Here is a 26,351-nt window from a genome sequence, read left to right as displayed (position 1 = left end):
AGATCACATGAAGCACGAATCACATGATCACAGTCACGCAGATCACGCAGATAAGAAAAACAATCGTCCAGTTATCGAAAGAGACCGCACGTATTGGAAATCATTCGAAGATTTAAACGACACACCTGAATTCAGAGCAGCACTTGCGACCGAGTTCATGTCTTCTCCTCTTCGCGAAGAATCAGCGAATGAAGGGGATGGTGATAAATGGCATCGTCGTGAGTTCTTAAAACTTATGGGTGCTTCAGTTGCGTTAACAACTGCCGCTGGTTGTATCCGCCGTCCTGTTCAAAAAATCGTGCCTTACAACAAACAACCTGAAGAGGTTGTTGTGGGAATGTCGAACTGGTACACATCTGCGTATTTTGATGGACAAGAAGGCTTAGGCCTTTTGATCAAATCACGCGAGGGTCGCCCAGTTCACATTGAAGGTAATCCAAACAATCCACTGACGAAAGGTGCGGTATCGTCTCGTGCACAAGCATCTTTGTTGGGTTTGTATGATCCTGAAAGACTTCAAGGCCCAAAACGTAATTTATTAAATGAAAAAAGAACGAACAAAGAAACAGTAAGTGTTTCTTGGGATGACTTGGATAACAAAGTTGTCGCTGAATTAAAAAAAGGTTCAGTTTATATTTTAAGTGGAAACATTTCGTCTCCGGCGACTCAAGCAGTTATCGACGATTTCGGTAAGGCATTTGGTTCACAGCATGTGGTTTGGGAGCCATTAGCTAACGATGATGTTGTTGAAGGGCAAAAAGCGGCCTATGGCGAAGCTGTTGTTCCAGCGTATCGTTTTGATCGCGCGAAAATGATCGTTTCTGTAGATGCGGACTTCTTGGGTACATGGTTAACTCCAGTTAACTTCACTCGTCAGTTCACTGATGGACGTAAAAACATTGAAACCATGAATCGCTTGGTTTCATTTGATTCAACATACTCTTTAACAGGCGCTAACGCAGATATTCGTTACCGCATTAAGCCTTCGCAACAATTAACTGTCGTGATGGGTTTGATCAGCGAAGTTATTGGCAGCACATCATACGCAAGCAGCGAAGCTTTGAAAGCGGCTTTAGCTCCTTTCAAAACGGCAGCGGCAGATTTGAAAATTTCAGAAGAAAATTTCAAAAAAGTAGCGGCAGATTTAATTAAGAATGCAGGTGAGTCACTAGTGGTTGCGGGTGGTATTCAAACTCGCACAGAAGATTCTTTAAATCTTCAAGTGGCAGTTAACTTCTTGAATACAATTTTGGGTAATGAAGGCAAAACTGTTCTAGCTAAAAAAGCGAACAACAGATTGAAAGCTTCTTATGATTCTTTAATTGATCTAGTTAAAAAAATGAATGCTGGTTCAGTTAAGACGTTGATCATTTACAGATCAAATCCTCTTTATGCTTTATCTAAAGACGTAGGCTTTGCTGAAGCTCTTAAAAATGTTCCAACTGTGGTGTACGCAGGCGACACGATGGATGAAACAGCTCAATTCAGCCACTATGTAGCCACAGACAATCACGCTTTAGAAACTTGGGGTGATGTTGAATTCTCGAGTGGAGTTTACTCTATTCAGCAGCCGTTGATCCGTACAATGTATGATACAAGATCATTCCAATTGTCGTTAATGACTTGGGCGTATCTTGCAAATCAAGGTCCTAAGCGCTTAGTAACTTACGAAACATACTATGATTACTTAAGAGCTTTCTGGAAAGAAGAAATGGCGCCTAAGTTAGCTAAGGGCCGTGATTTTGAAACTTTCTGGAGTGATTTACTACAGTCGGGTGTTGTGGGCGAGGCTGAGTCATCAGCATCAGCACGCTCTTTCCGTACAGAGGCCTTCACAGCAATTAAAAAGAAAAATACTGGCTCTGAATTAGAATTAGCATTGTATCCAACGGTACAAATCGGTGATGGTACATTGGCTAACGTAGCATGGTTGCAAGAGCTGCCAGATCCTGTCACTAAGATCGTATGGGATAACTACGCGAGCGTTTCAATTAAAACTGCTGAAAGACTAAAACTAAAACAAGGCGATATCGTTGAGTTAAAAGTAGGGGATAAAAAATTAAATATCCCATTACATATTCAACCAGGTTTGCATGATGAAGTTGTGGCGATTTCGGTAGGGTATGGTCGTACTAAAGCTGGTCGTGTAGGTAATGGTATCGGTCAAGATGCTTATCAATTGTCATCAGTAGTAAATAACCATGTGGTGTTCGCAGGTCTTGCATTAGAGTTGAAAAAAACGGGCAAACGCTATGATCTTGTAACAACACAAGGTCATGACTCTATGGAAGGTCGTCAAATCGTAGTTCAAGCTACGAATAAAGATTACGCTGCTAACAAACAAGCAAACATTCATCGTCATCACACGTGGTCAATCTGGTCAGGTCACCAGTACAATGGTCACAAGTGGGGAATGGCGATAGATCTAAATACGTGTACAGGTTGCTCGGCTTGTGTAACAGCCTGCCAATCTGAAAATAATATCCATGTTGTTGGTAAGAAATACGTCATGCAAGGCCGTGAAATGCACTGGTTACGTATTGATCGTTACTACACAGGTGATATTGAAAATGCAGAAGCGGTATTCCAGCCGGTAATGTGTCAACACTGTGACAACGCTCCTTGTGAAACTGTTTGTCCGGTAGCTGCAACAGTTCATAGTAGTGAAGGTCTGAATGAAATGGTTTACAACCGTTGCGTTGGAACTCGTTACTGTGCGAATAACTGTCCTTATAAAGTACGTCGCTTCAACTGGTTCAACTATGCGAAGTTAATTGAAAAACCAATGCACATGGCTCTGAACCCAGAAGTAATGGTTCGTCCTCGTGGTGTGATGGAAAAATGTACTTTCTGTGTACAAAGAATTAAAGAAGCTAAAAATAAAGCGAAAAATGATGGACGCGCATTGAAAGATGGTGACGTAAAAGTTGCCTGCCAAACAGCTTGTCCAACTGGCGGCATTATTTTTGGTGACTTGAATGACGAAAACTCAGCGGTAGCGAAAGCGTTCAAAGCTGAACCTCGTTCTTATGCTCTACTTGAAGAGTGGTATGCAAAACCATCGGTGCGTTACATGACAAAAATTCGTAATAACGATCAATTGACTCCGAAAAAAGACGGACACCATGCGGGGACTCAAAACAATGAGTCGGTAGCTGTTGAAGGAGGTCAAGTATGAGTCAGCCAATGAAACGTAACCCATTGGTATTGGGTAATAAGTCGTTAAAAGATATCACTGATGATATTTGTGCTCCGGTCGAGAGATTTCCATCTAAAGGATGGATGGCTCTTTTCGTAAGTGCGAAAACATTGTTCTTATTTTATATCCTAACAATCGCAATGGTTGTGGCAACAGGTATGGGTCTGCTAGGGGTAAATCATCCGGTAGGCTGGGGAACGATGATCATCACGTTCGTATTCTGGGTTGGTATCGGTCACGCCGGAACTCTAATTTCGGCGATTTTATTCCTGTTCAGACAAAAATGGAGAACTTCAGTAGCTCGTTCTGCTGAGGCGATGACGGTATTTGCGGTTATGACTGCAGGTATCTTCCCTTTGATCCATACGGGTCGTCCTTGGTTAGATTTCTGGTTATTCCCTTATCCGAATCAACGTGGTCCATTGTGGGTGAACTTCCGTTCGCCATTATTATGGGACGTTTTCGCCGTTTCGACTTATGCGACGGTTTCCACTGTATTCTGGTTTGTGGGTCTGATCCCAGATTTAGCTACATTGAAAGATAGAGCGAAAAATAAAATCCGTAGAACGGTTTATGGTGCTCTTTCTTTAGGTTGGAGAGGTACAGCTAAGAACTGGTCACACTATGAAATGGTGTACTTAATCTTGGCGGGTCTATCAACTCCGCTAGTTCTTTCCGTTCATACAATCGTATCCTTCGACTTCGCGGTTTCAAATTTACCGGGCTGGCATACGACGATTTTCCCTCCGTACTTCGTTGCGGGTGCGATTTTTTCGGGTTTTGCGATGGTAATTACTTTGATGAGCTTAGTGCGCATCGGGTTCCCACAGTTTAAAGATTACATCACGATCGATCATATGGAAGTTATGAATAAGATCATCATGATGACAGGTTTGATGGTGGGTTACGCTTACGGATCAGAGTTCTTGATCGCATGGTATTCAGGAAATATTTACGAGCAGTATGTATTCTTCGTCAGCCGCGCGTTCGGTCCTTACGCATGGTCTTACTGGATTATGATTTTCTGTAACGTTGTGGTTCCTCAGCTATTCTGGTTCCGCAAATTCCGTAGATCAATCCCTGTGATGTTTACAGTTTCTATCTTCGTGAATATCGGTATGTGGTTCGAGCGTTTCGTGATCACAGTAACGTCACTTCATCGTGATTTCTTACCATCGAACTGGGGACAGTACGCATGGTCGATGTACGATACGGCGATTCTGGTCGGTTCGTTCGGTATGTTCTTCACGATCTTCTTATTGTATTTAAGAGTGTTTCCAGCAATTTCGATTGCAGAGGTTAAGCCTGTAATGCATGTCGGAAAAGATGAAGAGGGAGGTCACTAATGGCTAAGAAAGCTCTTGGCGGAATGGCCGGTATATTTTTAGAAGAGCATAAAGTTTTAGCGGCAGCTCGTCGCGTGCGTGAATCTGGTTTTGTAAAGTTCGATGCGATCACACCATATCCGGTGCACGGAATGGAAGAGGCGTGTGGGATTAAACGTTCATGGATTCCTTATGTGACATTCATTGCTGGTAGTGTGGGATTAATTGCTGCCTTGGCTTTGGTTTATTACACATCTGTTGTGGACTGGGCTATTAACGTAGGTGGTAAACCTATGTTCTCTTTACCAGCATTTGTGCCGATTATGTTTGAGTTGACGATTCTTTTTGCTGCTTTAGCTTCAGTAGCTGCAATGTTCATTGTAACAGGTATGCCAAAGATTGATCCGCCAGTAATTGATAAAGATTTAACTTGTCACAAGTTTGCTATCTTCATTCCTGAAAACGATGTGGGTTACAATCAAGAACGCGTTGAAAAGCTTTTAACAGATTTAGGCGCGGACGAAGTTAAGAAAGTGGCGGAATACTAATATGAAAATTCTATCGCATAAATCTATCGTTAATTTAGGTATGTTATGTGTGGCTGGAACCTTTGCAGTATTGCTAAGTTCTTGCACTGATCACTCAAAACCGAATGTTGAGTTGATTCAAGACATGATGGAATCACAATCTATTAAGTCGCAAGAGTACGATGCGGAATCTCCAAATCATGCTGGTATGCGTGTTCCTCCTGAAGGGACTCAGCCTGTAGGGTTTATTCCTTATCGCTACGCGAATGACCTAGATGGAGCTATTAAGAATAGAAATCCATTAGCAGGTGATTACTCTGAAGGTACTTTAAAGGTTGGTTTGAAATTCTATACTACAAACTGTGCGATTTGCCATGGTGACCGCGGTGAGGGTGGCGAGCATATTCCACTAGCTCAAACGATGGCGTTGAAACCACCAAGTTTATTAACGGATAAAGTACGCGGTTGGACTGATGGTCAAATGTATCATGTGATCACAGTAGGCCAAGGGGTGATGGGGCCATATGCTTCCCATATCCCACAGAAATATCGTTGGCAGGTTGTTAACTATATCAGAACTCTGCAAAGAGATAATAAGTAGAAGGTATAAATGGGATCATCTCATCATTCACAAGAATTAAAATTAAATAAGTTCGAAGCTCCACAGGCTTTAAAATCTGCGACTTATAGCTTTATTGTTTTAGGTTTAATTACTTTAATTATCGGTATCTTTAAGAATCCAGAAAGACTTTGGACATCTTACCTAACAGCGTTCTTCTTTTTCGCGGCTTTGGCGTGTGGTGCGATGTTCTTCATTGCATTCAATCACGTTGCAAAAGCGGGATGGAGTGTTTCTGTAAGAAGATTTGCTGAGGCGATGACGAGTTACTTCCCAGTAATGTTGATTTCATCATTAGTTTTAATCGTTGGTTTTAAAACTCTATATGCTTGGGCTCGTCCTGAAGAATTACATCATATGGCGAACAGTAAACAAATTTACTTACAGCCATGGTTTGTAATCACTCGTATGTTGATTTTCTGCTTGGGTAGCTGGTTTTTTGCTAAAAAAATCGTAGGCAACTCATTAAAGCAAGATGCAAACGGGGAGCATGCCTTCACGCATGCTAATTTGAAAACTTCGATTGGTTACATCGCTTTCTTTGCGATCTTCTTCACGTTGTTTTCGATTGATTTGATGATGTCATTGTTGCCAACTTGGTTTTCGACAATTTACGGAATTTACTGTTTTGCAGGTGCTTTACAGTCGGCAGTAGCTGCTTTGGCGATTATCATAGTTTGGATGAGAAATTCCCCTTGGATTTCTGGTTATGTAAATGAAGAACATCAACATGATGTGGGCAAATTCTTAAAAGGTTTCACAGTTTTCTGGGCTTATATTGCGTTCTCTCAGTTCGTATTGATCTGGTACGCTAATATTCCGGAAGAGACAGAGTTTTACATCCTGCGTTCATTGAATGGTTGGACGCCTATTTCTTTTGCTTTGCTGATCTTCAGATTTGTTGTTCCGTTTTTGGTACTTTTGCCAAGAGCTTCAAAAAGAAATAACACTATCTTGGTGAGCACGGCTATTCTTGTATTGGTTATGCAATACGTAGATATGTACTGGTTAGTTTATCCTAACTTCTACGATGGCGTGCCTCAGTTTGGATTCTGGGAAATTGGTATTTTCTTAGGATTTGCGGGTCTTTTCCTTATGACTATGATCCAGTTTATGTCTAAGAACAAACTAGTGGCAGTAAATGACCCCCGTATGCATGAAGCTCTTAAGCATCATGTAACTTACTAAAATGCTGAAAACTTGGATAAAGCTCCTTGAAAAAGGGGCTTTTTTCTGAGATTATATCGCCAGTATATGAGATTCTGTTCTTCAACAGCTTTACTTTCTAATAAGCCAAATTTTTTAACCGTTACAACAGTCACAGTTGTAAAAACCACGACATTTTAATGTCGGTAGTTCTATATAATGTCTAACATTCAAATTATTTTACCTGATAACTCTGTACGTACATTTGATCATGAGCCAACGGCTCTTGAGGTCGCGGCCTCTATTGGCTCTCGCCTAGCTAAAGATACTTTAGGTGCGAAGATCAATGGATCAAATGAAATCATCGACTTTAGAACTCCATTGGCTAATGGGACTCAGTTGCAATTAATTACCACTAAGTCTCCTGAGGCTTTAGAGGTTATCCGTCACTCGGCGGCTCACTTGATGGCTCAGGCTGTTCAAGAGATTTGGCCAGAAGTGAAGGTGACTATCGGTCCTGTGATCGATAATGGTTTCTACTATGACTTCGATTCTCCGTTTAACTTTACGGAAGAACACTTTGAAAAGATTGAAAAAAAGATGGAAGAGCTACAAAAAAAAGATCTTCCATTAGTTCGCGAGAACTGGCCAATCGCAAAAGCTATTGAAACCTTCAAGGAAATGAAAGAGCGATTCAAAGTTGAAATCATCGAGGACTTAGCTTCTAAAGGCGAGACTGTAGTTGGTATTTACCATCAAGGAAATTGGTTTGATCTATGCCGTGGGCCTCATGTGCAGTCGACAGGACAAATCAAAGCCTTCAAGTTGATGTCTGTAGCTGGTGCGTATTGGAGAGGGGACGAAAAGAACCCAATGCTCCAACGTGTTTATGCAACAGCCTTTATGGATAAGAAAGATCTAGAGCAGTATTTACATCAGTTAGAGGAAGCAAAAAAACGTGATCATCGTAAACTGGGTAAAGAATTAGGTCTGTTCATGTTTCATGAGTGGGCTCCAGCGTCACCTTTCTTCACAGGTCGCGGAACTGTTATCTATAATGAACTAACGAATTATATTCGTGAACTTTATCAGAAGTATGATTACCAAGAGGTTATCACTCCGCAAATTTTTGATTTGGATCTATTTAAGACTTCGGGACACTATTCGAATTACAAAGAAAATATGTACTTCACAAAGCCCGATGATCGCGAGTTCGGTTTAAAACCCATGAACTGTCCAAGTCATTGTCTATTGTTTGCTTCTGAGAAGCATTCTTATCGTGAGTTACCTTTGCGTATGGCGGATTTTGGGCGTTTACATCGCTACGAAAAGTCAGGATCGTTACATGGACTTTCACGTGTTAGAACTTTCTGTCAGGACGATGCTCATATTTTCTGTTCGCTAGAGCAGTTGAAAACTGAAATTTTCAAGTTCATTGAAATGTTAAATACGATTTATCACACGTTAGGGATGCCAAATTATAAATTATTTTTAGCAACTCGCCCTGATAATCGTATGGGGTCTGACGAGTACTGGGATAAGGCTGAAACGGCTTTAGCTGAAGCTATTCAAGAGATGGGTCTAGAGTTTAGCTATCTTCCGGGTGAAGGGGCCTTCTATGGTCCTAAGCTGGAAATGCACTTCGTTGATGCTTTGGGTAGATCATGGCAGACAGGAACAATTCAGGTAGATCCAAATCTTCCTGAGGCTTTTGATTTAAAATATACAGGCGAAGATAATAAAGAGCATAGACCAATCATGCTTCATCGTGCGGTTCTGGGTTCACTTGAGCGTTTTATTAGTGTTTACCTAGAACATACAGCTGGCCACTTGCCGACGTGGATGTCGCCTAATCAAGTGACTATCCTAAATGTTACAGATCGAGTTAATGCATTTTGCGAGCAAGTAGAGCAGGACTTAAAAGCATCGGGTGTACGAGTTGAATTTGATCGCCGTAACGAAAAATTGAACTTTAAAATCCGTGAAGCTCAGTTGCGTAAAACACCTTACATGTTGATTGTTGGGGATAAAGAAGCTGAGCAGAAGTCAGTTTCAGTTCGTTTGCGTGACGGAACTATGCACAACAATATCTTGTGGGCGGATGCTCATCAGATTATTTTAAAAAATATTAAAGAAAGAAAACTTCAGTCTGAAATGAGTCAGACTGAAAAAGTTTAATTTAACGAAGGAGAGAACCCATTAATACATTTCAGCCGCGCCCTAGGGGCCCATCAAAATTTGATCGTGATAAAAAAAGAGAAAAAGACGGATTACGCGTTAACCGCGATATCCGAGCCCCTCAAGTCAGATTGATTGATGAAGAAGGAAAAATGCTTGGCGTTATGTCTGTACCCGAGGCTTTAAGAATCGCGGAAGATCGCGGATTAGATTTACTTGAGATTGCTCCAAATGCTCAGCCTCCAACGTGTAAAATCATGGACTACGGCAAGTACAAATATGAAGAGAAAAAGAAAGCCGCAGCTTCAAGAAAAAACCAAGTGATCGTCACTATTAAAGAGATCCAAATGCGTCCACGCACGGATCAACATGACTTTGAAACTAAAATGAAACACGCTCGTCGCTTCCTTTTGGAAGGTGATAAAGTAAAAGTGAATCTGCGTTTCATGGGACGTGAAATGGCCCATCAAGAAACAGGTTTGGCTGTTGTGAATAAGGCTATTGAGTACGTAAAAGACTTAGCAACTGTTGAGGCTCCGCCAAAAACAGAAGGAAAAAACATGTTCACCATGTTGGCTCCGGACCCAGCTAAAATTAAAGAGTACTTAAAAGCGAATCCGAATAAAAAAGATGAACCTCTTGAGCCAATGAAGGAAGAGGCGGATGACGAAAGCTAGAGCGAGCCATCTTGTTTTAGGATTATTAATAGCTGCGTTTGCTGGGTGTACCTCAGTGGATGTGGTACCAGGGTCCGAGCGAGTTCGAGTTTTTGAGTCCGAGCCGAAAGGCTGTCTTTATATCGGAGAGGTTTCTAGCATTCAAAAAAAACGTGAGCTGAGCACCTTAGCCACTGAAATGTCTTTGGACACGCGTATCGACTTGCGCAATAAGGCTTATAAGCTGGGAGCCAACGTCCTTGTCTTTATGAAGCCGAAAAGTGCGGTCGGGACAACATCAGCGACGGCGACAGCTCCTAAAGCTACTGAGCCGGTTAAAGTGGTCGAGGTTGAGTCTGATAGTTCCTCTGATGAGGCTTCGAGCTCAAGCGAGGGACCCTTGGTTTTCCTTGCGACGGCCTTTAAATGCCCTTCGGGAATATTAAATCAATAAAAAGCCTTTAAATTAGGCAGTTTGAAAATAAATAGGCCATAATCCTGTAAGTGATTTCAAGGGTTTATGGCTTTTTTCTTTTCAGGCCTATTTCAGGTTTTTATGTAGGCCTTCATTCAGGCTCTCAATCAGGCCCTTAATGGCTATTTAACCCCCTTAAAAGACTTGCTTTTTCTGCCGAAAACACCTATTTCTAGAAGACTAAAAATTAAGGCTGATAGATGTGCCAATAAGAAGTTGTTCATTTTGAACGCTCGCCCTATCGGAGGAAGGTAAATATGAAAACCCATTCGGGTGCAAAGAAACGCTTACGCGTTCTTAAAAGCGGTAAAGTGAAACGCAAACAAACTAAAATGCGTCACTTAAATTCTCACATGAGTTCAAAAACAAAACGTCACTTAGGCCAAGGTGCTTACGTAGATGACGCTAACATGCTTCAAGTGAAGCGCCAATTCGGCTTTTAAGGAGTAGATCATGGCACGCGTAAAATCCGGCATGACGAATCGTCGTCGTCACAAAAAAGTTTTAAAAAGAACAAAAGGTTACTACTCAGCAGGTTCAAGATCATACACTCACGCGGTTGAAAAAAATGACCGTGGTATGGCTTTCGCTTACAAACACAGAAAGATGAAAAAACGTTCTTTCCGTGCTTTGTGGACTCAAAGAATCAATGCAGCGGCAAGATTGAATGGAACTACTTACTCTCGTCTTATCGGTGGCTTGATCAAAGCTGGTATCGAGTTAGACAGAAAAGTATTAGCTGATCTGGCTATCACAGATGCAGCAGCGTTTTCATCTTTGTGCCAACACGCTATTAAGCAGTAGTTGTTATAAAGAAATCGAAAATTATGAAAGCGGGCTGATGAGGCTCGCTTTTTTTATTTTCAGCTATTTTTAGGTCTGTTAAAGACGCGCTTTAACAAGGCTATTTTGACCTCAGAATCGGAGTTTTATGAAGACATCTTTTGACGATTTTGAAAAAAGAAAAAAAGATCATATTCGTCTGGCATTAGATGAAGGAACTCAAGCTTTAACCAGCTCGGGATTCAATCGTATTCGTCTTATTCATCAAGCCTTGCCAGAGTTTTCATTTAATGATGTTAACCTTAATGTAAAACTTCTGGATCGCGATTTTTCATCACCGCACTTTGTTTCTTCTATGACGGCGGGACATGAAAATAGTTATAAAATTAATCTTAACCTTGCACGAGCAGCAGTAGCTAATAATTGGTTGATGGCTGTAGGTTCGCAGCGCCGTGAACTGACGGATGCGGCTGCGGTACAAGAATGGAAAAATATCAATTCTGATGTGGCAGGTTTAAATCTCATATCCAATATTGGAATTCTTGAGCTGTTATCGCATCCAACTGAAAATGTTCTAAAGTTAGTAGAAAATCTTGGAGCAATTGGCATTTTTGTCCATCTTAACCCTCTGCAAGAGTTGTTTCAGGGAAATCCTCAAGTCGATATGACTGGAGCTTTAAAGGCTATTGAAGAATTAGTGAAGCAAAGCACAGTGCCTGTTCTAGTAAAAGAAGTGGGCTTTGGTATCAACACCGATCTTAGTCGTCGTCTTTTCTCGGTCGGAGTTAAAATTGTGGATGTCTCTGGAAATGGGGGAACTCACTGGGGACAGCTAGAGGCGATGAGGCAAGAACAGGGAAGTCTGTTAGCTAATACAGCCTATGCGTTCCGTGATTGGGGACAATCGACAGTTGAGTGTCTTCTTGATCTACAAGATCAAAATCTTTTCAGTCATATTTGGGCTTCAGGCGGAGTTCGTAGCGGAGTTGATTCTGCTAAATGCCTAGCTTTAGGGGCTCGTGCTGTGGGAATCGCGCAGCCATTAATGAAAGCCGCCGTTGTGAGTGAAGAGGAAACTATAAAAACCATGCAGCAATTTGATTTCCAATTGAAAGCGGCTATGTATTGCTCTGGTTTAAAAAAATGTGAAGATTTTCTTCATCAGAAGGTGTGGTATGGCACAAACCATTAAAAAGAAACTGTCTGATATATTTAAAGGGTTTTCTAAGTTCAATTATCAAGAACGTCTGAAGTTATTAAACGAGGCGAATGTTCTTTCTGATCAAGATATGAGCTACCTTAAAAATGGTGGTTTGCAAGATGTGAATTTAGCAGAAAAATTTGTCGAAAATGTTATCGGATATTTTCAATTACCAATGGGAGTGGCGACTAATTTTAACATCGACGGAAAAGACCTTGTAATTCCAATGGCAGTTGAAGAGACATCGATCATTGCTGCCGCCAGTAAAACAGCGAAGTGGGTGCGTGAAAGTGGCTCGATTAAAACAGAGACTATTGGCTCGGATATCATTGGTCAGATTCAGTTTGCTAAAGTAAAAGATTTTGCCGCTTTTCAAAAAAATGTACTTCTACAAAAAAACTATCTGATTGAAATGGCTAATCGTGAAGTGGCCTTTGGGTTAGTAGCTCGTGGTGGCGGTGTTAGCGAAATTCAAGTTCGCCAGTTAAGTCGTGGTGATGGTTTTGATATGGCTATTGTCCATATCTATATGAACCCATGTGACGCTATGGGCGCAAATGTCATCAATCAAGTCTGTGAGTTTTTGAAAGAACCACTAGAGCAATTCACTGGTGAAAAAGTAACGATGTGTATTCTGTCGAATCTTGTAGATTCTAAAATCACAAGAGCTACTGTCACTATCGAAAACATCGAAGCTGATCTGGCCGAAAAAATTGAAGAGGCGTCACGTTTTGCTGAATTAGATTCTTATCGTGCAGCAACGAATAATAAAGGTGTGTTGAACGGGATTGATCCTATATTGATTGCGACTGGAAATGACTGGCGCGCGGTCGAAGCCGGAATCCATGCCTATGCTTGTCGGGATGGACAGTATCGCTCAATCACACGCTGGCGTAAGACCGATAAGGGCTTAGTCGGGGTATTTGAAGCTCCACTCATTGTTGGAACTGTTGGCGGAGTAACAACTTTACATCCTTCAGCGAAACTTTCTATGAAGATGCTAGGAGTGACCTCGGCTAATGAATTAGCGCGTATTATGGCCGCGGTGGGGCTTGTGCAAAATTTAGGTGCTTTAAGAGCTCTAACAACAGTTGGAATTATTGAAGGACACATGAAGTTGCATATCAAAAATTTGTCTTTAGGTGCAGGAGCTACCGAGACCGAGATGCCTTTAGTTGTAAAAAAATTAGAAGAAATTCTGGCTCTCAGAAAACGAATTTCATTATCAAATGCAATTGAGGTCTTGAAGGACCTTAGAAAACAGGCCAATCCTTAGATGGGTCTGCATATTCCAGGTAAGACTTATTTGGTTGGTGAATATGCAGTCTTATTGGGTGGAGCCGCTTTAGGATTAGCTACATCTCCTTGTTTCGAGGTGAGTTATGGACAAGGGATTTCTTTAAAAAGCCAAACTCACCCAGAAAGTCCTGCAGGGCTTTACTTAAATCGTCATTACCCAAACCCGTCGCAAGATATTTTAGCGGCAGTATCCAATCCTTATACGGGTGGTTTTGGTAAATCCACAGCTGAATATTGGGCCGCAGTTTTACCGAACATGGTTGGTAACAATCAGAACTTTTCTGACATTCTACAAGAGTACAGAGCTCTGCACACAGGAAGTGGAATTGATTTAGCTATTCAGTATTTTGGTAGAGTTACTGAGGTGGTGCCGAACAAGGCAGGGTCTGAGCCTGACTTTGATGCTAAGCCTGATGCTGATTTTAAAAGTCATGGTTGGCTTTTTGAAGGTCTTGATTTCTCTGTTATAGCCACAGGTCATAAAATCGCCACACATGAGCACTTAGCGCAGCTAGATAAATCGCGACTGCATCCTCTTCCACATCTCTCAGCAGAGGTTTGTAAGACGTACGTAAATGCAAAAGAAGAGGACTTTCTGCGAGCTCTACAAGAATGGGTGTTAGCTCTTAAAGCTTTGAACTTAACGTGTCCGTCTTCATTAGAGATATGCGAACATTTAAAAGCAAATAAAGATATTTTGATTGCTAAACCATGTGGCGCTTTAGGTGCAGATGTGATTCTAGCATTTTATCCATCAGAGAAAAAAGTAGCAGTGTCAGAATATTTACAAAGTCACTCGTATCAAGTTCTTGCTGATAAATCGTCATTACATGATGGTGTTAAAAGTGAAATTTTAAAAAAACGTGATTACATTTTGAAAGGGGACGCTTCGTATGTGGGTTGAGTCTTCAGCGCCTTCTAATATTGCGCTTATTAAATATATGGGAAAGACGGATGTAAAAAGCAATCGTCCGACTAACTCTTCTTTTTCTTTTTGTCTTGAAAAGCTACGTACATTTGTACGGGTTAGGCAGAATCCAGAACTCACTCAGGATGTATGGAGGGCTTATCAGCGGAAAGACCTGCGTCCGATTGAACTCAGTGAGCGTGGTTTAGAAAAATTCCTCAACCACTTTTCTTTTCTTAAGAAAGAATTCAAAATTGAAGGTTTCTTTGAAATCGAATCTGCAAATAATTTTCCTTCCGATTGCGGACTGGCAAGTTCGGCTTCTAGCTATGCGGCTTTAACTCTGGCATTACATGATTGGTTAATTCAGAATTCGGCAGATGGGAAGTTAGGTTATCGTCCGAAAGAACTTGCAAAGCTTTCGCAAAAAGGTTCGGGTTCGTCTTGTCGATCTTTTTTCTCTCCGTGGTCACTGTGGCATGCAGATGGTGCGGAATCGATACAAATTCCTTATCAGAGCTTGAAACATCAAGTTTTACTCTGCGATGAGAGCATTAAATCTGTTTCTTCAAGTGAGGCCCATGTTCGCGTATTGACCTCAGATCTTTTTAGAGGCCGTGTAGAGCGCGTAGAAGCAAGATTACAGCATTTGATCGAAGCTCTTAGAAAAGAAAACTGGAAAAGTGCCTATGAGATCTGTTGGAATGAATTTTGGGATATGCACACGCTATTTCATACTTCTGTTCCGTCGTTCATGTACATGAATGATATGACGTTAAAGGCATTGCGCCTGCTACATGACAGATGGTCGGTCAAACAGGATGGACCTCTGATCACAATGGATGCTGGAAGTAATATACATCTTTTATATCGTCCAGATCAGCAGTCGGCTTATGAGGAAGTCTTAGCTGAGTTTCGTCCTTTAATGCCTTTATGGACAGATGAGGGTTATCTTGAAAAACAATGATGCGCTCACTGTAGACTTCGAGGTCCGTGTTCCGGGCAAATGGATACTGGCCGGTGAACATGCTGTTTTGCGCGGCTGCGAGGCCGTTGTATTTCCTTTAGAGTCACGCTACTTGCAACTTCAGTACAGTCGTAAAGATTCTGATTTAGAGCTGCAAATTTCCGGAGAAAAAAGTGCTGAGCTGGAACTGATTATCTGGTCAGTGATCGAAAAAGCCCTGAAGTTATTAGGTCTGCGTCGTTCAGAGCTTAAAGGGCTTGTTGACATGAGATCCCATATTGCGCTTGGCGGGGGCATGGGAGCATCGGCTACATTGTGTGTGGCTTTAACCGAGTGGTTACACTATCTGGGATTTGTACCGCATGAAAATAAATTTTCATTTGCTCGCGACCTAGAAAACCTATTTCACGGCGAAAGCAGCGGGGTAGACGTAGCGGTAACATTGGCTAGAAAACCATTAGTTTTTTTACGGGATAAAGGTTTTTCAGAAATCCAAATAGCACAGATGCCATATCTCTATCTATCTTATTCAGGTGAGCGTGGTGTGACAAAAGATTGTATTGAAAAGGTAAAGAACATTTTCGTTGAGAGCCCTGAGTTAGCTATTTCTATAGATAGACAAATGCAAGATGCCGTATCCGAATTCAAAGCATTGTTGCAAAGCAAAGTACATAGTGAATTACAGAATGAAGGCACATTGTTGAATTGGATCAAGACTATGCGTAAAGCTAATAATTGTTTTGAGCAGTGGGGACTTGTTACCGAAAATGTAAAAAAACATCAAAAAACTTTACTCGATGCGGGCGCGCTTGCTGTTAAACTGACAGGCTCTGGTGGCGGTGGCTATGTGCTGAGTTTGTGGGAAAAGCCACTGACGACGGAGCCGCAGAAGACTCAGTTAGCAAATGAATTGGGCAGTGAAATGATTGCCTGCTTTCCTGAATAATGGGATAAGAAGATATGAAAAAACTGGTGATTATTCCGACATACAATGAATTAGATAACATGAAAGTCATGCTACCAACTTTGATGGAGCTAGATGCCAACTTTGACGTCTTAGTTGTCGATGATTCTTCACCAGATAAAACTGCAGACTTCGTACGTGAATTTGCGGCAACTCAGCCTCGAGTAAATCTCTTGTTGAGAAATCAAAAAAATGGTTTGGGGCAAGCCTATATTGCCGGCTTTAAATGGGGACTTGAAAGAAAATATGATGCTCTTGTAGAAATGGATGCGGACTTTTCACATCGTCCTGTGGACCTAGTGAAGCTTTTAAAGGCTTTAGATACAGAACACGTTGTCGTGGGCTCAAGATACGTAGAAGGTGGAGCTACATTGAACTGGGGCTTTATTCGCAAGCTGATTTCTCGTGGTGGTGGTTTGTATTCGCGTCTTATTTTGGGCTATCCCACGCAAGATTGGACAGGCGGTTTTAATGGATGGCGGGCTCAAGTCCTGCGCGATATTAATTTAGATTCTATCCGCTCTAATGGTTATAGTTTCCAAATTGAATTAAAGTACAAAGCTCAACGTGCAGGTTATAAAGTTCAGGAATTGCCAATCGTTTTTGAAGATAGACGAGTAGGACAAAGCAAGATGTCTTTGAAAATTGTGTTGGAAGCATTCTATAAAGTGTGGCTGATCCGCTCGTAACTGCCCCCTTACTCTGTTGTCTTCAATAATCAGCAAGTTCTATTCATATGGCTTGAACCTAGCACTACTAGCAAGCCATGAAACTCATCTGTCCTTATTGTCAAACTACAAGAACCTCTTCCTCCGGTTATCGGACCATCCGTCGCTGGGGTAAGTACTACCGATCTTCCGATGGTCAGCACCTCACCAGATACTGGTGTTCTAACTGCCGCAAGACATTCTCGGCTGCGTCTACTAGCCCACTGAAATTTCAAAAGAAACGGCAGTTTAATAAATCTGTCTGCGACCTGTTAACCGGTGGAGTCAGTCAAAGAGAAGCTGCTCGCATCTTAAAACTCAACCCAAAAACTATAGTCCGTAAATTCAGAAAAGGATCGGACTTGGCTTTAGACAAACTAAAAGAGTGGAACAGGAAGTTACCCAAATGCCAAGAAGTAGAGTTCGATGACCTTGAAACCTTTGAACACACAAAGCTCAAACCTCTTTCTGTAACGTTAATGGTAGAGTTTAAAAGTAGGCGTATTTTAGGGTTTCGAGTGGCGTCGATGCCAGCTAAGGGCCTATTGGCAGCTTCGTCTCGGAAAAAGTATGGATATCGAGTAGATGACAGAGCTAAGGCAAGGAGGGATCTATTTAATGAAGTGAAAGGGTTAATCTCGTCGACAGCGGTTATTCGTTCAGATTCAAATCCTCATTATAGAAGTGATGTGAAAAGATATTTTCCTAAAGCCAGATATGAGGTGGTTTTGGGTGGAAGAGGAGCTATTACCGGTCAGGGGGAGTTAAAGAAGCAGGTATGGGATCCTATATTTAGTTTAAATCACACCTGTGCCATGTTGCGGGCTCATATTAATAGGCTGTTTAGAAAAACTTGGTGTACGACAAAGAAGCCAGATCAATTAGAGAAGCATATTGCGCTTTATGCTCTTGAGCATAACCGCAGACTTGCAACAGCTAGAGGGGGCAGTTGATGTTAAAAACCATTAACAAAATTATTTTTTTCTTAGGTTTAAATTTGAGTTCATCTGAGACACCCACCCAATAGGGGTGTCTAGAAGTTCGTCTGATTCAATATCTTCATTGGATATTTTTTTTATTTGCGGCGCTAGGACTCTAGTCTTTTTTTGGTCGGCCGATAAGTTTTATAGTTGAGATATTATAGCCGAGTTACATGGTAAGCATTCACTGCTGATTTTGTAATGAGGCTGATAATGAAGTTCAGAACTCGGATCATCACGCATCTACATCTTGTCTATGAGTACGTACTTTATGAGTGAACAGTAAGAAAACCGATTACAATAAATGATTATTAAGTGCAATTGGAGTGCAAAAAAGGAGATGTATGCGTAACAGAATTATTATTGGAAGTGGGCTAGCGGTTGTCTTTGGCTTAGCATTTCTAATTGGAAATATTCTGGCGCAACCTCGATCGGATGCCAAAAAAGAAGTGGTCTTGGGCTACGTTGAGTCCGCACCCATTTCTAGACGATAAATCAGCTTCTATTTTTGGGCTTTTTTCCATTCCCAGATCGCAATACTGGTGGAAACCATGGCATTCAAGGATTCTACTTCCTGTGTTGGGATGTTCACGAAGCGAATTTGTTTTTTCTGTTCGTGCTGAAGGCTGAGTCCGGGTCCTTCTTCGCCGACCCACAGACGTAAACTCTTGGGCCATTGGATATCTGTGATTTTATTTCCATGTAAAGCCAGTGCGTAGTTAGCTCCTACCAAGGGAATTTCATTCAAAGCTAAAGCGGTGCGTGTGAACTTCATTTTTAGAGCCGACCCAGCAGAGGCTTTCATTGCCTGTGGTAAATAAGGGTGAGTTGATTCTTTTGTTAGAATGATTTCAGCGGCAGAAAGTCCTGTTGCCGAGCGTGTTAAGGCACCTAAGTTTCGAGGGTCACCTAGGGGGCAAATCAACTCAAGGCCTTGAGCCTCTTTAGAAAAATCTTTTTCAATAAAGTCATGATAAGAAAGAATAAGCAGTGCGGACTTCGTACCTAAAACATCAAGCTCTTGAAAAAGTTCTTTTGTGAGCTGAGTTTTTTTACAGTTGATATCATATGGGCACTCTGAATCATAAATGAGGTATTCGATATGGAAACCATCAACTGGTTGATCTAGAAATTCTTGAATGAGTTTTGCGCCCATTAAGAAGAACTGACGATGCTCTTTGATACCCTTTGAAGTCAGAAGACTCTTCCAAATACGAAATAAAGAATTCGATGAAGATGTAATTTGAGTAGCTGTAGATTTAGCAAGGGGTTTAGCTATGGATTTAGACATTATTCGACCTCTTCGTCTGGATCTTCAGGTAGGGGCGCATTCTTAATCTTGCGGTAGACGACAAGACGTCGTTGATTCTGTGTGTGCTTTAAATCGTAAGCGATATCTTGTTCAAGTTGATAAAACTCTTTCAAGTCTTCAGCCATTTTGATTTCAGGATCAACCGAAGGACCCTTCATAAAATAGACATGCCCACCACATTGTAGGCAGCTCATCACATTGCGAAGGGTATTGGGAATATCTTCTACCGCACGAGTGATAACGGATTGAACTGGATAAACGAAGTACTCATTGATATTGCGGCCGATAATATCCAAGTTTTCGAGCTGCAATTCCTCGCGCACTGTCTTTAAAAACTCAACACGTTTTTGTACACCTTCACCTAGCAGAATTTTTTCTTGAGGATAGCGAATTTTTAAAGGGATTCCGGGAAAGCCTGGGCCAGTACCGACATCAATTAAGGGGAACTTGATGTCGACCATCTCGGTAATAATCAGAGAGTCTATAAAATGTTTGATAGCCACATCACGTAGTTTGAGTAGGCGAGTGAAGTTTTGATGTTCCTGATTTTTCATCAAAAGATGGTAAAAGTGCGCGAGTTTGCGGCGTTCTTCGTGGCTGCACTCAAACTGATGGTTGCGAAAAATATCTGCAAAGCGGTCGTTGGCTTCTTCGATGCTGTAGACTTGTTCAGGTTTGAAGTCTCTTTTTGAAGTCGGAGCTTGCCCCCGTAGACTGACGCCAGCCTTTTCTTTACGTGCCTTATATGGAGAATAATTCTGCTTATTTTTGTGCGCCACAACAAACCCTACGGAAAACCTTATGGATGCAAGCTACCACAATGCTAAACCCTTGAAAAGACTAAAAATATTACAGATAATAAACCCCTATGTCACAAACACAACTGACTCAAATCAAAGAAAATGCACTTAAAGCCTTCTCGTCGGCTCAGAACTCGCAAGAGCTGTACGGTTTCAAGGTTCAATACCTTGGCAAAAGTGGTTCGTTAACTGAATCCATGAAATTAATGGCGACTTTGCCAAAAGAAGAAAAGCCTCTTTTTGGTAAAATGGTAAATGAAATTAAGACCGAGCTAGAGGCTGCCTATGAGCAAGCTGAAGCCTCTTTAAAAAATAAAGAAATCGATGCGAAGATGTTGTCAGAAAAGTTAGACCTTAGCTTTTCAACGGCAGCAAAAGAGCAGGGAAAAGAACATCCTATTCACAAAGTGACGAACGAAATTTTTTCGATCATGGCTCGTTTGGGATACAGCCTGCGCACAGGTCCATTGATTGAAAAAGATTATTATAACTTTGAGGCACTGAACATTCCTCCGAATCATCCTGCGCGTGATATGCAAGATACATTTTTTGTGGATGAAAGCCATGTACTCAGAACTCATACGTCTCCGATTCAAATTCATTCTCTTGAAAATGAAAAGCCACCATTAAGAATTATAGGAACTGGTCCGGTGTTTCGTTGCGATAGCGATATTTCGCATCTGCCGAACTTTCATCAAATTGAAGGTATGTGTGTAGATGAAAAAGTGTCGATGTCAGATTTGAAGGGGACCATTTCATTTTTTGTGCGTGAGTTTTTTGGGCCAGGCTTGAAGACGCGTTTTAGACCGAGCTTCTTTCCGTTTACAGAACCTTCGGCAGAAGTGGATTGCTCTTGCCCTATTTGTAAAGGTAAAGGCTGTTCGATGTGTAAACAGACAGGTTGGATCGAAATCGGCGGTAGTGGTTTGATTAATCCAAAAGTTTTTGCCCATGCCAACGTGGAATATCCTAAGTGGCAAGGTTTCGCATTTGGTTTTGGTGTCGAGCGAATGGCAATCATCAAGTACGGTGTCGATGATATTCGTCACTTTCCTAGTAATGATGTGCGTTTCTTAAAACAATTCTAAGTCGTTCGAAGATTGCAGGAGTAGAACAAAATGAAGATTTCTCTTAAGTGGTTAAATGATTTTATTGATGTGGCTGAATATGCAGCTCAACCACAAGTATTAGCTGATATTTTAACAAAGGCTGGGCTAGAGGTTGAAGAAATCCAAGATCGCGCTCGCGACTTTGCTAACGTAGTTGTTGGTCATATCCAAGTTAAAGATAAACATCCAAATGCAGATAAGCTTTCCCTTTGTCAGGTAGAAGTAGCTGCTGGCAAAGTAGAACAAATCGTCTGTGGTGCTCAAAATCATAAAGCAGGTGATAAAGTTATCGTGGCACTACCGGGTGCCGTTTTGCCGGGGAATTTTGCGATAAAAAAATCTAAAATCCGTGATGTTGAAAGCAACGGGATGCTCTGTTCTTATAAAGAGCTAGGTATGGCGGAAACATCAGATGGAATTGCAATATTGCCCGTGGATGCCGTTGTGGGGCAAAGCTTTGCTGAGTTCAGTGGATTAGATGATGTGACTTTTGAACTTAAAGTCACTCCTAATCGTGCTGATTGCTTAAGTCATTATGGTTTGGCGCGCGAGTTGGGTTGTCTGCTGGGTAAGCCTGTGAAGTCGCCGGAAGTTTTAACAAAATTTGCGTCTGGGTCGACTCGTCAAAAAATTAAATTGGAAGTAAAGAACACAGAGCTTTGTCCGCGATACTGCGGCCGCTATATAGCGAACGTGAAGGTTGGGCCAAGTCCTGCATGGCTTGTACAGCGTCTTGAAGCTGTGGGCCAGAATTCGATTAACAATGTGGTTGATATTACAAACTATGTGATGCTCGAGATGGGGCAACCACTTCATGCTTTCGATGCAGATCGCCTTGAAAAAAGTGAAGTGCAAGTTCGCAGTGCTGTGAAAGGTGAGACATTTAAAACTCTTAAAGAGCAAGACCTGACGTTGTCTGGTGAAGAACTTCTTATTTGCGATGGGGTTAAAGCTGTAGCTCTTGCGGGAGTTATTGGTGGTTTAAACTCTGGAGTCTCTGAGGCTACAAAAAATATTTTCTTAGAAAGTGCATTCTTCAATGCGATGAGCACACGTAAGTCCTCACGCGTTCACGGGGTTGAAACGGATTCAGCTTATAGATTTTCCCGTGGAGTTGATCCAAGTTCTACCGCTACGATTATGGACCGCGCCGCTTTATTGATACAGCAAGTGGCGGGTGGTGAAGTGTACGGAGACGCCTATGATGTGAATTCACGTCCTCAGACTCCTAAGAAGATTCGTATCAGTTTGCAGACGGTGACAGACCGCTTAGGATATTCTGTAGATAAAGAGCTTTTCTTAAAGTTTATGGGCGGCTTACAAATTCAAGTGAATGATTTAGGTGGTGGTGAATATGAAATGACGCCGCCGTTATTTAGATTTGACCTAGAACAAGACATGGATTTGGTAGAGGAATATGCGCGCCTTCATGGCTATGAACACATTCAAGAAAATATTCCGGCTTTGCATGTTCAGCCGACAGTTCATGATGCAAACTACATGTTAAATCAAAAAGTCAGTCAATTCTTGCGTGCTGAAGGCTACAATCAAGCCTTTAACTACGCATTTACTTCAGATCATGCAGAGTCTACATGGTTGGGTGATATAAAAGGTCACTCTCAGCAGGGGTTGGCAACGGATGTGTCCGCTATCAAAATACGCAATCCTCTTAGTGAAGAGCTGAATGTTATGAGGCGTTCTTTATCCCAAGGACTCTGGAAGAACACACTAGAGAATATTCGCTCGGGCAGTTCGTTTGGGGCATTGTTTGAAATTGGTTCTGTTTTTAGTAAAACAGATTCATTTGTTGAAAGCTCTCGTTTGGGACTTATTGCTTGGGGAAGCCAATTGGGTCTTTATTCGTCCAAGGCTCCTCTGGTGTACAGTTTAAGATCGTCTATTGAGAAGTTGTTACAGTCTCTTAATATCACGGCTTATAGCTTTGTAACGTCAGCACAGACTCCCTCTTTCCTGCATATCGGACAGTGGGCTCAGTTGGTTGTTGAAGGTCAACCTGTAGGTTATATTGGTTCGGTTCATCCAAGGCTTCTAGATCAAGAAAAGGTCAGAGTGCCAGTGGTTGTTGCTGAACTGAATCTGCAGCAGATTTTAAAAGGCCAGCCTCGTCCGTTGAAGTTTAAGTCTTTATCGAAGTTTCAACCTGTTGAAAGAGACTTTGCTTTTGTCATGGCGACTGACAAAGTTATTGGTGATCTTTTGAAAGAGGCGAAGAAATCATGTGGGGCGCTGTTAAAAGACCTCAGTGTTTTTGATATCTATGAAGGTGACAAATTACCTCAAGGACAAAAATCGGTGGCGCTGAGAGCTCAGTTTCAAGGGGCTGATGCGGCTCTAACGGATGCTGATATTCAACAGGTCAGCCAAAAATTGATTGATGCGGCTAAGAAATCGGTAGCGGCAGAACTACGCTAGAGGGTATAGACGTAACGCTAAGTATAATGAGGGTGTGAACCTGTTTCAAAAACTTGATTCATTTCATATACTTGCTACGATTTACTCATCTTAATCTGAGGAATAGGAGAAGTTTTCTCATGGCAGGACAGAATGTCGGTAACTCAACCGTAACTAAAGCAGATATTGTTGAAAAAGTTTATGAAACAATCGGCTTTTCAAAAAAAGAAGCGAGTGAATTGGTTGAGGTTGTTTTTCAGGAATTGAAAAAGACTCTTCAGAACGGAGAGAAAGTTAAAATTTCAGGCTTTGGCAACTTTGTCGTGCGTGGGAAAAGCGAGCGTATAGGTCGCAATCCTCAGACAGGTGAGCAAATTAAAATTTCAGCTCGGCGTGTATTAACCTTTAGACCTAGCCAAGTCTTAAAAGCCATGCTCAACGGAGAAGAGTATGCCCACCTCAAGGATGATGAAGATGACGACGAATAATCCAGCACCAAATCCATCGAATAATGCCGATTCGGATATTGAACTTTCTTTAGAAGATAAATTTTTAACGAATATCAAAGCATCAGATTCGGAAGAGGCGTCAGAAAACACAGAAATTAAAGCTGAGGCTGCGAGCTTACCCAGTGTTCTTGTTGATGAACAACTTTTACAAGAAATGCAGTCTATTCCAGATCGGTTTGGATTTAAAATTGGTGATGTAGCTGATCTCTTAGGTATCAAGCAATATGTACTTCGTTATTGGGAACAAGAGTTTGATATCTTAAAGCCCAAAAAAGCCTCAAATAACCAACGTCTTTATACAAAAAAAGATGTCGAAAATGCTTTTTTAATTCGTAAGCTTTTGTACCGCGATAAGTTTTCTATCGAAGGGGCACGCCAAGCTTTAAAAGATGTAAAATACGCGATTAAGAAGGAAAAAGATTTCAACTCTGTTATCCAACGTATTGAGTTTGTTCAATCGCAAATTAAAAGCTTTGTTGATGAGATTAAAAAAACAAAAGAAATGTTTAACTAATTGAGTTTAAGTTCTGCTGCTGAGGAAGTGGCAGGACAATAACGAGCTCAGTGTTTTCTGTATTGTCATAGTTAAAAAATATCTGTCCTTTATGGGCATTAATAATTCCCTTTGAAATACTAAGTCCTAATCCAGTTCCTTTGCCGACTTCTTTTGTGGTGAAGAAAGGCTGCATCAGTTTGTCGCGAATATCGGGTATAATGCCTTTTCCGGAATCTGTAATGCTAATACGAATGCTGTCTTCTTTCTGCTCGGCAGTGATACGAATCCACTTGTTGGTTTCTTCGTGTGCAATAGCATCGTGCGAGTTATTTAAAGCATTTAAAATCACCTGTGATATTTGAGTTGGAACACAGAGTATTTCTAAATTGTCAGGAATGGAATAACTTAAGTCGATACCATTGTTGCGTAGCTTGGCTTCACAAAAGGTGAGGGTGTCCTCTACAATATCTTTAAGCGGATGTGGCAAAAGAGGTTCGTTTGTTGTGTCATGGGCAAAACTGCGCAGTCCTTTGACGATGCGGTTAATACGTTCGGCTGTTGTGTTGATGTCTAGAAGGCCTTTAAGTAAAACCTCTTTTGTGGCCATCTCTTTTTTGGTAGCTAGAATAAGTTGTTGGGCTCTTCCCGATATGATGGCGACAGGATTATTAATCTCGTGTGCTAGACCGCTGGCCATTTCCCCAAGAGCAGCCATCTTTGCGCTTTGTTGAAGCTTAATTTTTTGAGCATTCATTTCACGTTCAATTTGTTTCACCTCTTCAATGTCGATAATAGAGATGATTGTTTCATCATTGAAGGATTTCACTGCCGTAACTAGATAAGTACGTACTTCCCCCATGGCACTGAGTTCAGTTTCATATTGAAGTCGGCGTTCTTTCGAAGAAATAAATTCACGAATACGACTGGTGAATTGGGGGTTGTCATTCCAAGCGCTGCCTATGGGGTTTCCAATAAGCTGAACATTTGCGGGTGTTGCCTGTCGCATATATTTATTAACGAGATGGTAGTTGTAGCCTTTTAAAACAGAAAGGCCCCCAGGGACGGCGTCGACAATATTCTGCATCTCGAAGTTTTTCGTACGTTGTTCAATCCAGCTTTTTTCCATTCGGCGGCGCTGGTGGATAAGAAAGTTGAAGAATAATAAAATCATAAGTACGCTTGAAATCTTCAACGTAAGATAGTCGAAACTTTGAAAGATAACGACAATTTGTGTTCCGAGGATAGGTAGAACAAAAGCAAAGAAATCGTATTTTGAAATAGATAAAGTGTAGGATGCCGCGGCTATGAGTCCTGCAAAAACCAAATAAGTGACAATGTGTAGTTCGGGTGAGACTAGATCCATTGTTGCAATTTCTAAAAGAGTCAAAGACCAGAATGTTGAGTGCGACATGATGACTATCAGGTGGACGAAAAGCCATTCTTTATTCGATAGGTTGGACAGTTTTTTCAGTGCTAGACGACATACATAACTCAGAATTAAAGCGGTCGAAATAGCGATGTGATAAAGATTAAAGCCAAGAAACGAGACTGCTGAAACTTGATAGATGACAATCAGAGCAATACTGGCAATAGCCGAACGAACCGTAGTCTCTTCAAGTTCGCTGCGAAGTCTCTCTTGTAAATGCTCTTGTAGAAAAAGTGTCACAACCGCTTATCGGTCAAAACAGCCTTTAATTTGAACCTGTTTCATAATGGGAAAAGGGGGTGATTGGTAACGGCGTAAATCTTAAAAATATCCTGACAAAATATGTTTAAAATA

25 protein-coding genes are annotated in these 26,351 nt (G+C 41.4%); 22 read left to right on the top strand and 3 right to left on the bottom strand.

Features of this window, described 5'->3' with window-relative positions:
- Positions 1-7 precede the first annotated feature (7 nt).
- The 18 genes from A11Q_RS07580 to A11Q_RS13865 all read left to right on the top strand — a co-directional run bounded on the left by A11Q_RS07580 (position 8) and on the right by A11Q_RS13865 (position 18,427).
- Positions 8-3,178: a TAT-variant-translocated molybdopterin oxidoreductase gene (locus A11Q_RS07580; protein WP_015470217.1), complete on the top strand. Its 3,171-nt coding sequence runs from the start codon at positions 8-10 to the stop codon at positions 3,176-3,178.
- Entirely contained in the window at positions 3,175-4,545 is a 1,371-nt protein-coding gene (gene nrfD / locus A11Q_RS07575; RefSeq protein ID WP_015470216.1) for an NrfD/PsrC family molybdoenzyme membrane anchor subunit, read from the top strand. The genes A11Q_RS07580 and nrfD overlap by 4 nt, the downstream gene beginning before the upstream one ends.
- Positions 4,545-5,072 (top strand): DUF3341 domain-containing protein, encoded by a 528-nt coding sequence (locus A11Q_RS07570; protein ID WP_015470215.1) that lies wholly within the window; start codon positions 4,545-4,547, stop codon positions 5,070-5,072. The genes nrfD and A11Q_RS07570 overlap by 1 nt, the downstream gene beginning before the upstream one ends.
- 1 nt (position 5,073) lies before the next feature.
- On the top strand, positions 5,074-5,652 hold the full coding sequence (locus A11Q_RS07565; RefSeq protein ID WP_015470214.1) for a c-type cytochrome: 579 nt from the start codon (positions 5,074-5,076) through the stop codon (positions 5,650-5,652).
- A 9-nt stretch (positions 5,653-5,661) separates the two neighbouring features.
- A complete protein-coding gene (locus A11Q_RS07560; protein ID WP_015470213.1) occupies positions 5,662-6,858 on the top strand; it encodes a hypothetical protein in 1,197 nt (398 codons plus the stop codon).
- Between the two features lie 177 nt (positions 6,859-7,035).
- Complete coding sequence (thrS, locus tag A11Q_RS07555; RefSeq protein ID WP_015470212.1) at positions 7,036-8,994, top strand: threonine--tRNA ligase; 1,959 nt, start codon at positions 7,036-7,038, stop codon at positions 8,992-8,994.
- A 20-nt stretch (positions 8,995-9,014) separates the two neighbouring features.
- On the top strand, positions 9,015-9,671 hold the full coding sequence (gene infC, locus A11Q_RS07550; protein WP_083860499.1) for a translation initiation factor IF-3: 657 nt from the start codon (positions 9,015-9,017) through the stop codon (positions 9,669-9,671).
- On the top strand, positions 9,658-10,104 hold the full coding sequence (locus A11Q_RS07545; protein ID WP_015470210.1) for a DUF4156 domain-containing protein: 447 nt from the start codon (positions 9,658-9,660) through the stop codon (positions 10,102-10,104). The genes infC and A11Q_RS07545 overlap by 14 nt, the downstream gene beginning before the upstream one ends.
- A 278-nt stretch (positions 10,105-10,382) precedes the next feature.
- Positions 10,383-10,568 (top strand): 50S ribosomal protein L35, encoded by a 186-nt coding sequence (gene rpmI / locus A11Q_RS07540; RefSeq protein WP_015470209.1) that lies wholly within the window; start codon positions 10,383-10,385, stop codon positions 10,566-10,568.
- 10 nt (positions 10,569-10,578) lie between these two features.
- Positions 10,579-10,929 carry a 50S ribosomal protein L20 gene (gene rplT / locus A11Q_RS07535; protein WP_015470208.1) on the top strand — a complete coding sequence of 117 codons (351 nt, stop codon included), beginning with the start codon at positions 10,579-10,581 and terminating at the stop codon, positions 10,927-10,929.
- Between the two features lie 127 nt (positions 10,930-11,056).
- A complete protein-coding gene (gene fni, locus A11Q_RS07530) occupies positions 11,057-12,100 on the top strand; it encodes a type 2 isopentenyl-diphosphate Delta-isomerase (protein ID WP_015470207.1) in 1,044 nt (347 codons plus the stop codon).
- Positions 12,084-13,385 (top strand): hydroxymethylglutaryl-CoA reductase, degradative, encoded by a 1,302-nt coding sequence (locus tag A11Q_RS07525; RefSeq protein ID WP_015470206.1) that lies wholly within the window; start codon positions 12,084-12,086, stop codon positions 13,383-13,385. Before fni ends, A11Q_RS07525 begins: the two co-directional genes overlap by 17 nt.
- Positions 13,386-14,312, top strand: coding sequence for a hypothetical protein (locus A11Q_RS07520; RefSeq protein ID WP_015470205.1), 927 nt, complete (start codon positions 13,386-13,388; stop codon positions 14,310-14,312).
- Positions 14,302-15,282, top strand: coding sequence for a diphosphomevalonate decarboxylase (locus A11Q_RS07515; RefSeq protein ID WP_015470204.1), 981 nt, complete (start codon positions 14,302-14,304; stop codon positions 15,280-15,282). The genes A11Q_RS07520 and A11Q_RS07515 overlap by 11 nt, the downstream gene beginning before the upstream one ends.
- Positions 15,269-16,228 (top strand): mevalonate kinase family protein, encoded by a 960-nt coding sequence (locus A11Q_RS07510; RefSeq protein WP_051056750.1) that lies wholly within the window; start codon positions 15,269-15,271, stop codon positions 16,226-16,228. The genes A11Q_RS07515 and A11Q_RS07510 overlap by 14 nt, the downstream gene beginning before the upstream one ends.
- A gap of 14 nt (positions 16,229-16,242) precedes the next feature.
- Complete coding sequence (locus tag A11Q_RS07505; RefSeq protein ID WP_015470202.1) at positions 16,243-16,935, top strand: polyprenol monophosphomannose synthase; 693 nt, start codon at positions 16,243-16,245, stop codon at positions 16,933-16,935.
- 380 nt (positions 16,936-17,315) lie between these two features.
- Positions 17,316-17,906 carry a hypothetical protein gene (locus A11Q_RS07500; RefSeq protein WP_235044581.1) on the top strand — a complete coding sequence of 197 codons (591 nt, stop codon included), beginning with the start codon at positions 17,316-17,318 and terminating at the stop codon, positions 17,904-17,906.
- A 371-nt stretch (positions 17,907-18,277) separates the two neighbouring features.
- Positions 18,278-18,427 (top strand): hypothetical protein, encoded by a 150-nt coding sequence (locus A11Q_RS13865; protein WP_015470200.1) that lies wholly within the window; start codon positions 18,278-18,280, stop codon positions 18,425-18,427.
- Between the two features lie 8 nt (positions 18,428-18,435).
- Here A11Q_RS13865 and A11Q_RS07495 read toward each other — a convergent pair whose 3' ends face one another.
- Both A11Q_RS07495 and rsmG read right to left on the bottom strand, forming a co-directional pair.
- Positions 18,436-19,224 (bottom strand): TrmH family RNA methyltransferase, encoded by a 789-nt coding sequence (locus A11Q_RS07495; protein ID WP_015470199.1) that lies wholly within the window; start codon positions 19,222-19,224, stop codon positions 18,436-18,438.
- Positions 19,224-20,024 carry a 16S rRNA (guanine(527)-N(7))-methyltransferase RsmG gene (gene rsmG, locus A11Q_RS07490; protein ID WP_015470198.1) on the bottom strand — a complete coding sequence of 267 codons (801 nt, stop codon included), beginning with the start codon at positions 20,022-20,024 and terminating at the stop codon, positions 19,224-19,226. The genes A11Q_RS07495 and rsmG overlap by 1 nt, the downstream gene beginning before the upstream one ends.
- A gap of 89 nt (positions 20,025-20,113) precedes the next feature.
- Here rsmG and pheS point away from each other — a divergent pair, with 89 nt between their 5' ends.
- The 4 genes from pheS (at position 20,114) to A11Q_RS07470 (ending at position 24,589) form a co-directional block, all read left to right on the top strand.
- Positions 20,114-21,133, top strand: coding sequence for a phenylalanine--tRNA ligase subunit alpha (gene pheS, locus A11Q_RS07485; protein WP_015470197.1), 1,020 nt, complete (start codon positions 20,114-20,116; stop codon positions 21,131-21,133).
- Between the two features lie 30 nt (positions 21,134-21,163).
- On the top strand, positions 21,164-23,587 hold the full coding sequence (gene pheT / locus A11Q_RS07480; protein WP_015470196.1) for a phenylalanine--tRNA ligase subunit beta: 2,424 nt from the start codon (positions 21,164-21,166) through the stop codon (positions 23,585-23,587).
- Positions 23,588-23,706: 119 nt separating this feature from the next.
- Positions 23,707-24,054 (top strand): integration host factor subunit alpha, encoded by a 348-nt coding sequence (locus tag A11Q_RS07475; protein ID WP_015470195.1) that lies wholly within the window; start codon positions 23,707-23,709, stop codon positions 24,052-24,054.
- A complete protein-coding gene (locus A11Q_RS07470; protein WP_015470194.1) occupies positions 24,041-24,589 on the top strand; it encodes a MerR family transcriptional regulator in 549 nt (182 codons plus the stop codon). The genes A11Q_RS07475 and A11Q_RS07470 overlap by 14 nt, the downstream gene beginning before the upstream one ends.
- Here A11Q_RS07470 and A11Q_RS13540 read toward each other — a convergent pair.
- A complete protein-coding gene (locus A11Q_RS13540) occupies positions 24,582-26,237 on the bottom strand; it encodes a sensor histidine kinase (protein ID WP_015470193.1) in 1,656 nt (551 codons plus the stop codon). The genes A11Q_RS07470 and A11Q_RS13540 overlap by 8 nt on opposite strands.
- Positions 26,238-26,351: the final 114 nt, after the last annotated feature.

The organism is Pseudobdellovibrio exovorus JSS (assembly GCF_000348725.1).
GTDB lineage: Bacteria > Bdellovibrionota > Bdellovibrionia > Bdellovibrionales > Bdellovibrionaceae > Pseudobdellovibrio > Pseudobdellovibrio exovorus.
This window is presented reverse-complemented; position numbering and strand designations above follow the sequence as displayed.

Coding starts and splice junctions, on each gene's coding strand:
- A11Q_RS07580 (WP_015470217.1), top strand. CDS start 8: ATGAAGCACGAATCACATGATCACAGTCACGCAGATCACGCAGATAAG.
- nrfD (WP_015470216.1), top strand. CDS start 3,175: ATGAGTCAGCCAATGAAACGTAACCCATTGGTATTGGGTAATAAGTCG.
- A11Q_RS07570 (WP_015470215.1), top strand. CDS start 4,545: ATGGCTAAGAAAGCTCTTGGCGGAATGGCCGGTATATTTTTAGAAGAG.
- A11Q_RS07565 (WP_015470214.1), top strand. CDS start 5,074: ATGAAAATTCTATCGCATAAATCTATCGTTAATTTAGGTATGTTATGT.
- A11Q_RS07560 (WP_015470213.1), top strand. CDS start 5,662: ATGGGATCATCTCATCATTCACAAGAATTAAAATTAAATAAGTTCGAA.
- thrS (WP_015470212.1), top strand. CDS start 7,036: ATGTCTAACATTCAAATTATTTTACCTGATAACTCTGTACGTACATTT.
- A11Q_RS07545 (WP_015470210.1), top strand. CDS start 9,658: ATGACGAAAGCTAGAGCGAGCCATCTTGTTTTAGGATTATTAATAGCT.
- rpmI (WP_015470209.1), top strand. CDS start 10,383: ATGAAAACCCATTCGGGTGCAAAGAAACGCTTACGCGTTCTTAAAAGC.
- rplT (WP_015470208.1), top strand. CDS start 10,579: ATGGCACGCGTAAAATCCGGCATGACGAATCGTCGTCGTCACAAAAAA.
- fni (WP_015470207.1), top strand. CDS start 11,057: ATGAAGACATCTTTTGACGATTTTGAAAAAAGAAAAAAAGATCATATT.
- A11Q_RS07525 (WP_015470206.1), top strand. CDS start 12,084: ATGGCACAAACCATTAAAAAGAAACTGTCTGATATATTTAAAGGGTTT.
- A11Q_RS07520 (WP_015470205.1), top strand. CDS start 13,386: ATGGGTCTGCATATTCCAGGTAAGACTTATTTGGTTGGTGAATATGCA.
- A11Q_RS07515 (WP_015470204.1), top strand. CDS start 14,302: ATGTGGGTTGAGTCTTCAGCGCCTTCTAATATTGCGCTTATTAAATAT.
- A11Q_RS07505 (WP_015470202.1), top strand. CDS start 16,243: ATGAAAAAACTGGTGATTATTCCGACATACAATGAATTAGATAACATG.
- A11Q_RS13865 (WP_015470200.1), top strand. CDS start 18,278: ATGCGTAACAGAATTATTATTGGAAGTGGGCTAGCGGTTGTCTTTGGC.
- A11Q_RS07495 (WP_015470199.1), bottom strand. CDS start 19,224: ATGTCTAAATCCATAGCTAAACCCCTTGCTAAATCTACAGCTACTCAA.
- pheS (WP_015470197.1), top strand. CDS start 20,114: ATGTCACAAACACAACTGACTCAAATCAAAGAAAATGCACTTAAAGCC.
- pheT (WP_015470196.1), top strand. CDS start 21,164: ATGAAGATTTCTCTTAAGTGGTTAAATGATTTTATTGATGTGGCTGAA.
- A11Q_RS07475 (WP_015470195.1), top strand. CDS start 23,707: ATGGCAGGACAGAATGTCGGTAACTCAACCGTAACTAAAGCAGATATT.
- A11Q_RS07470 (WP_015470194.1), top strand. CDS start 24,041: ATGACGACGAATAATCCAGCACCAAATCCATCGAATAATGCCGATTCG.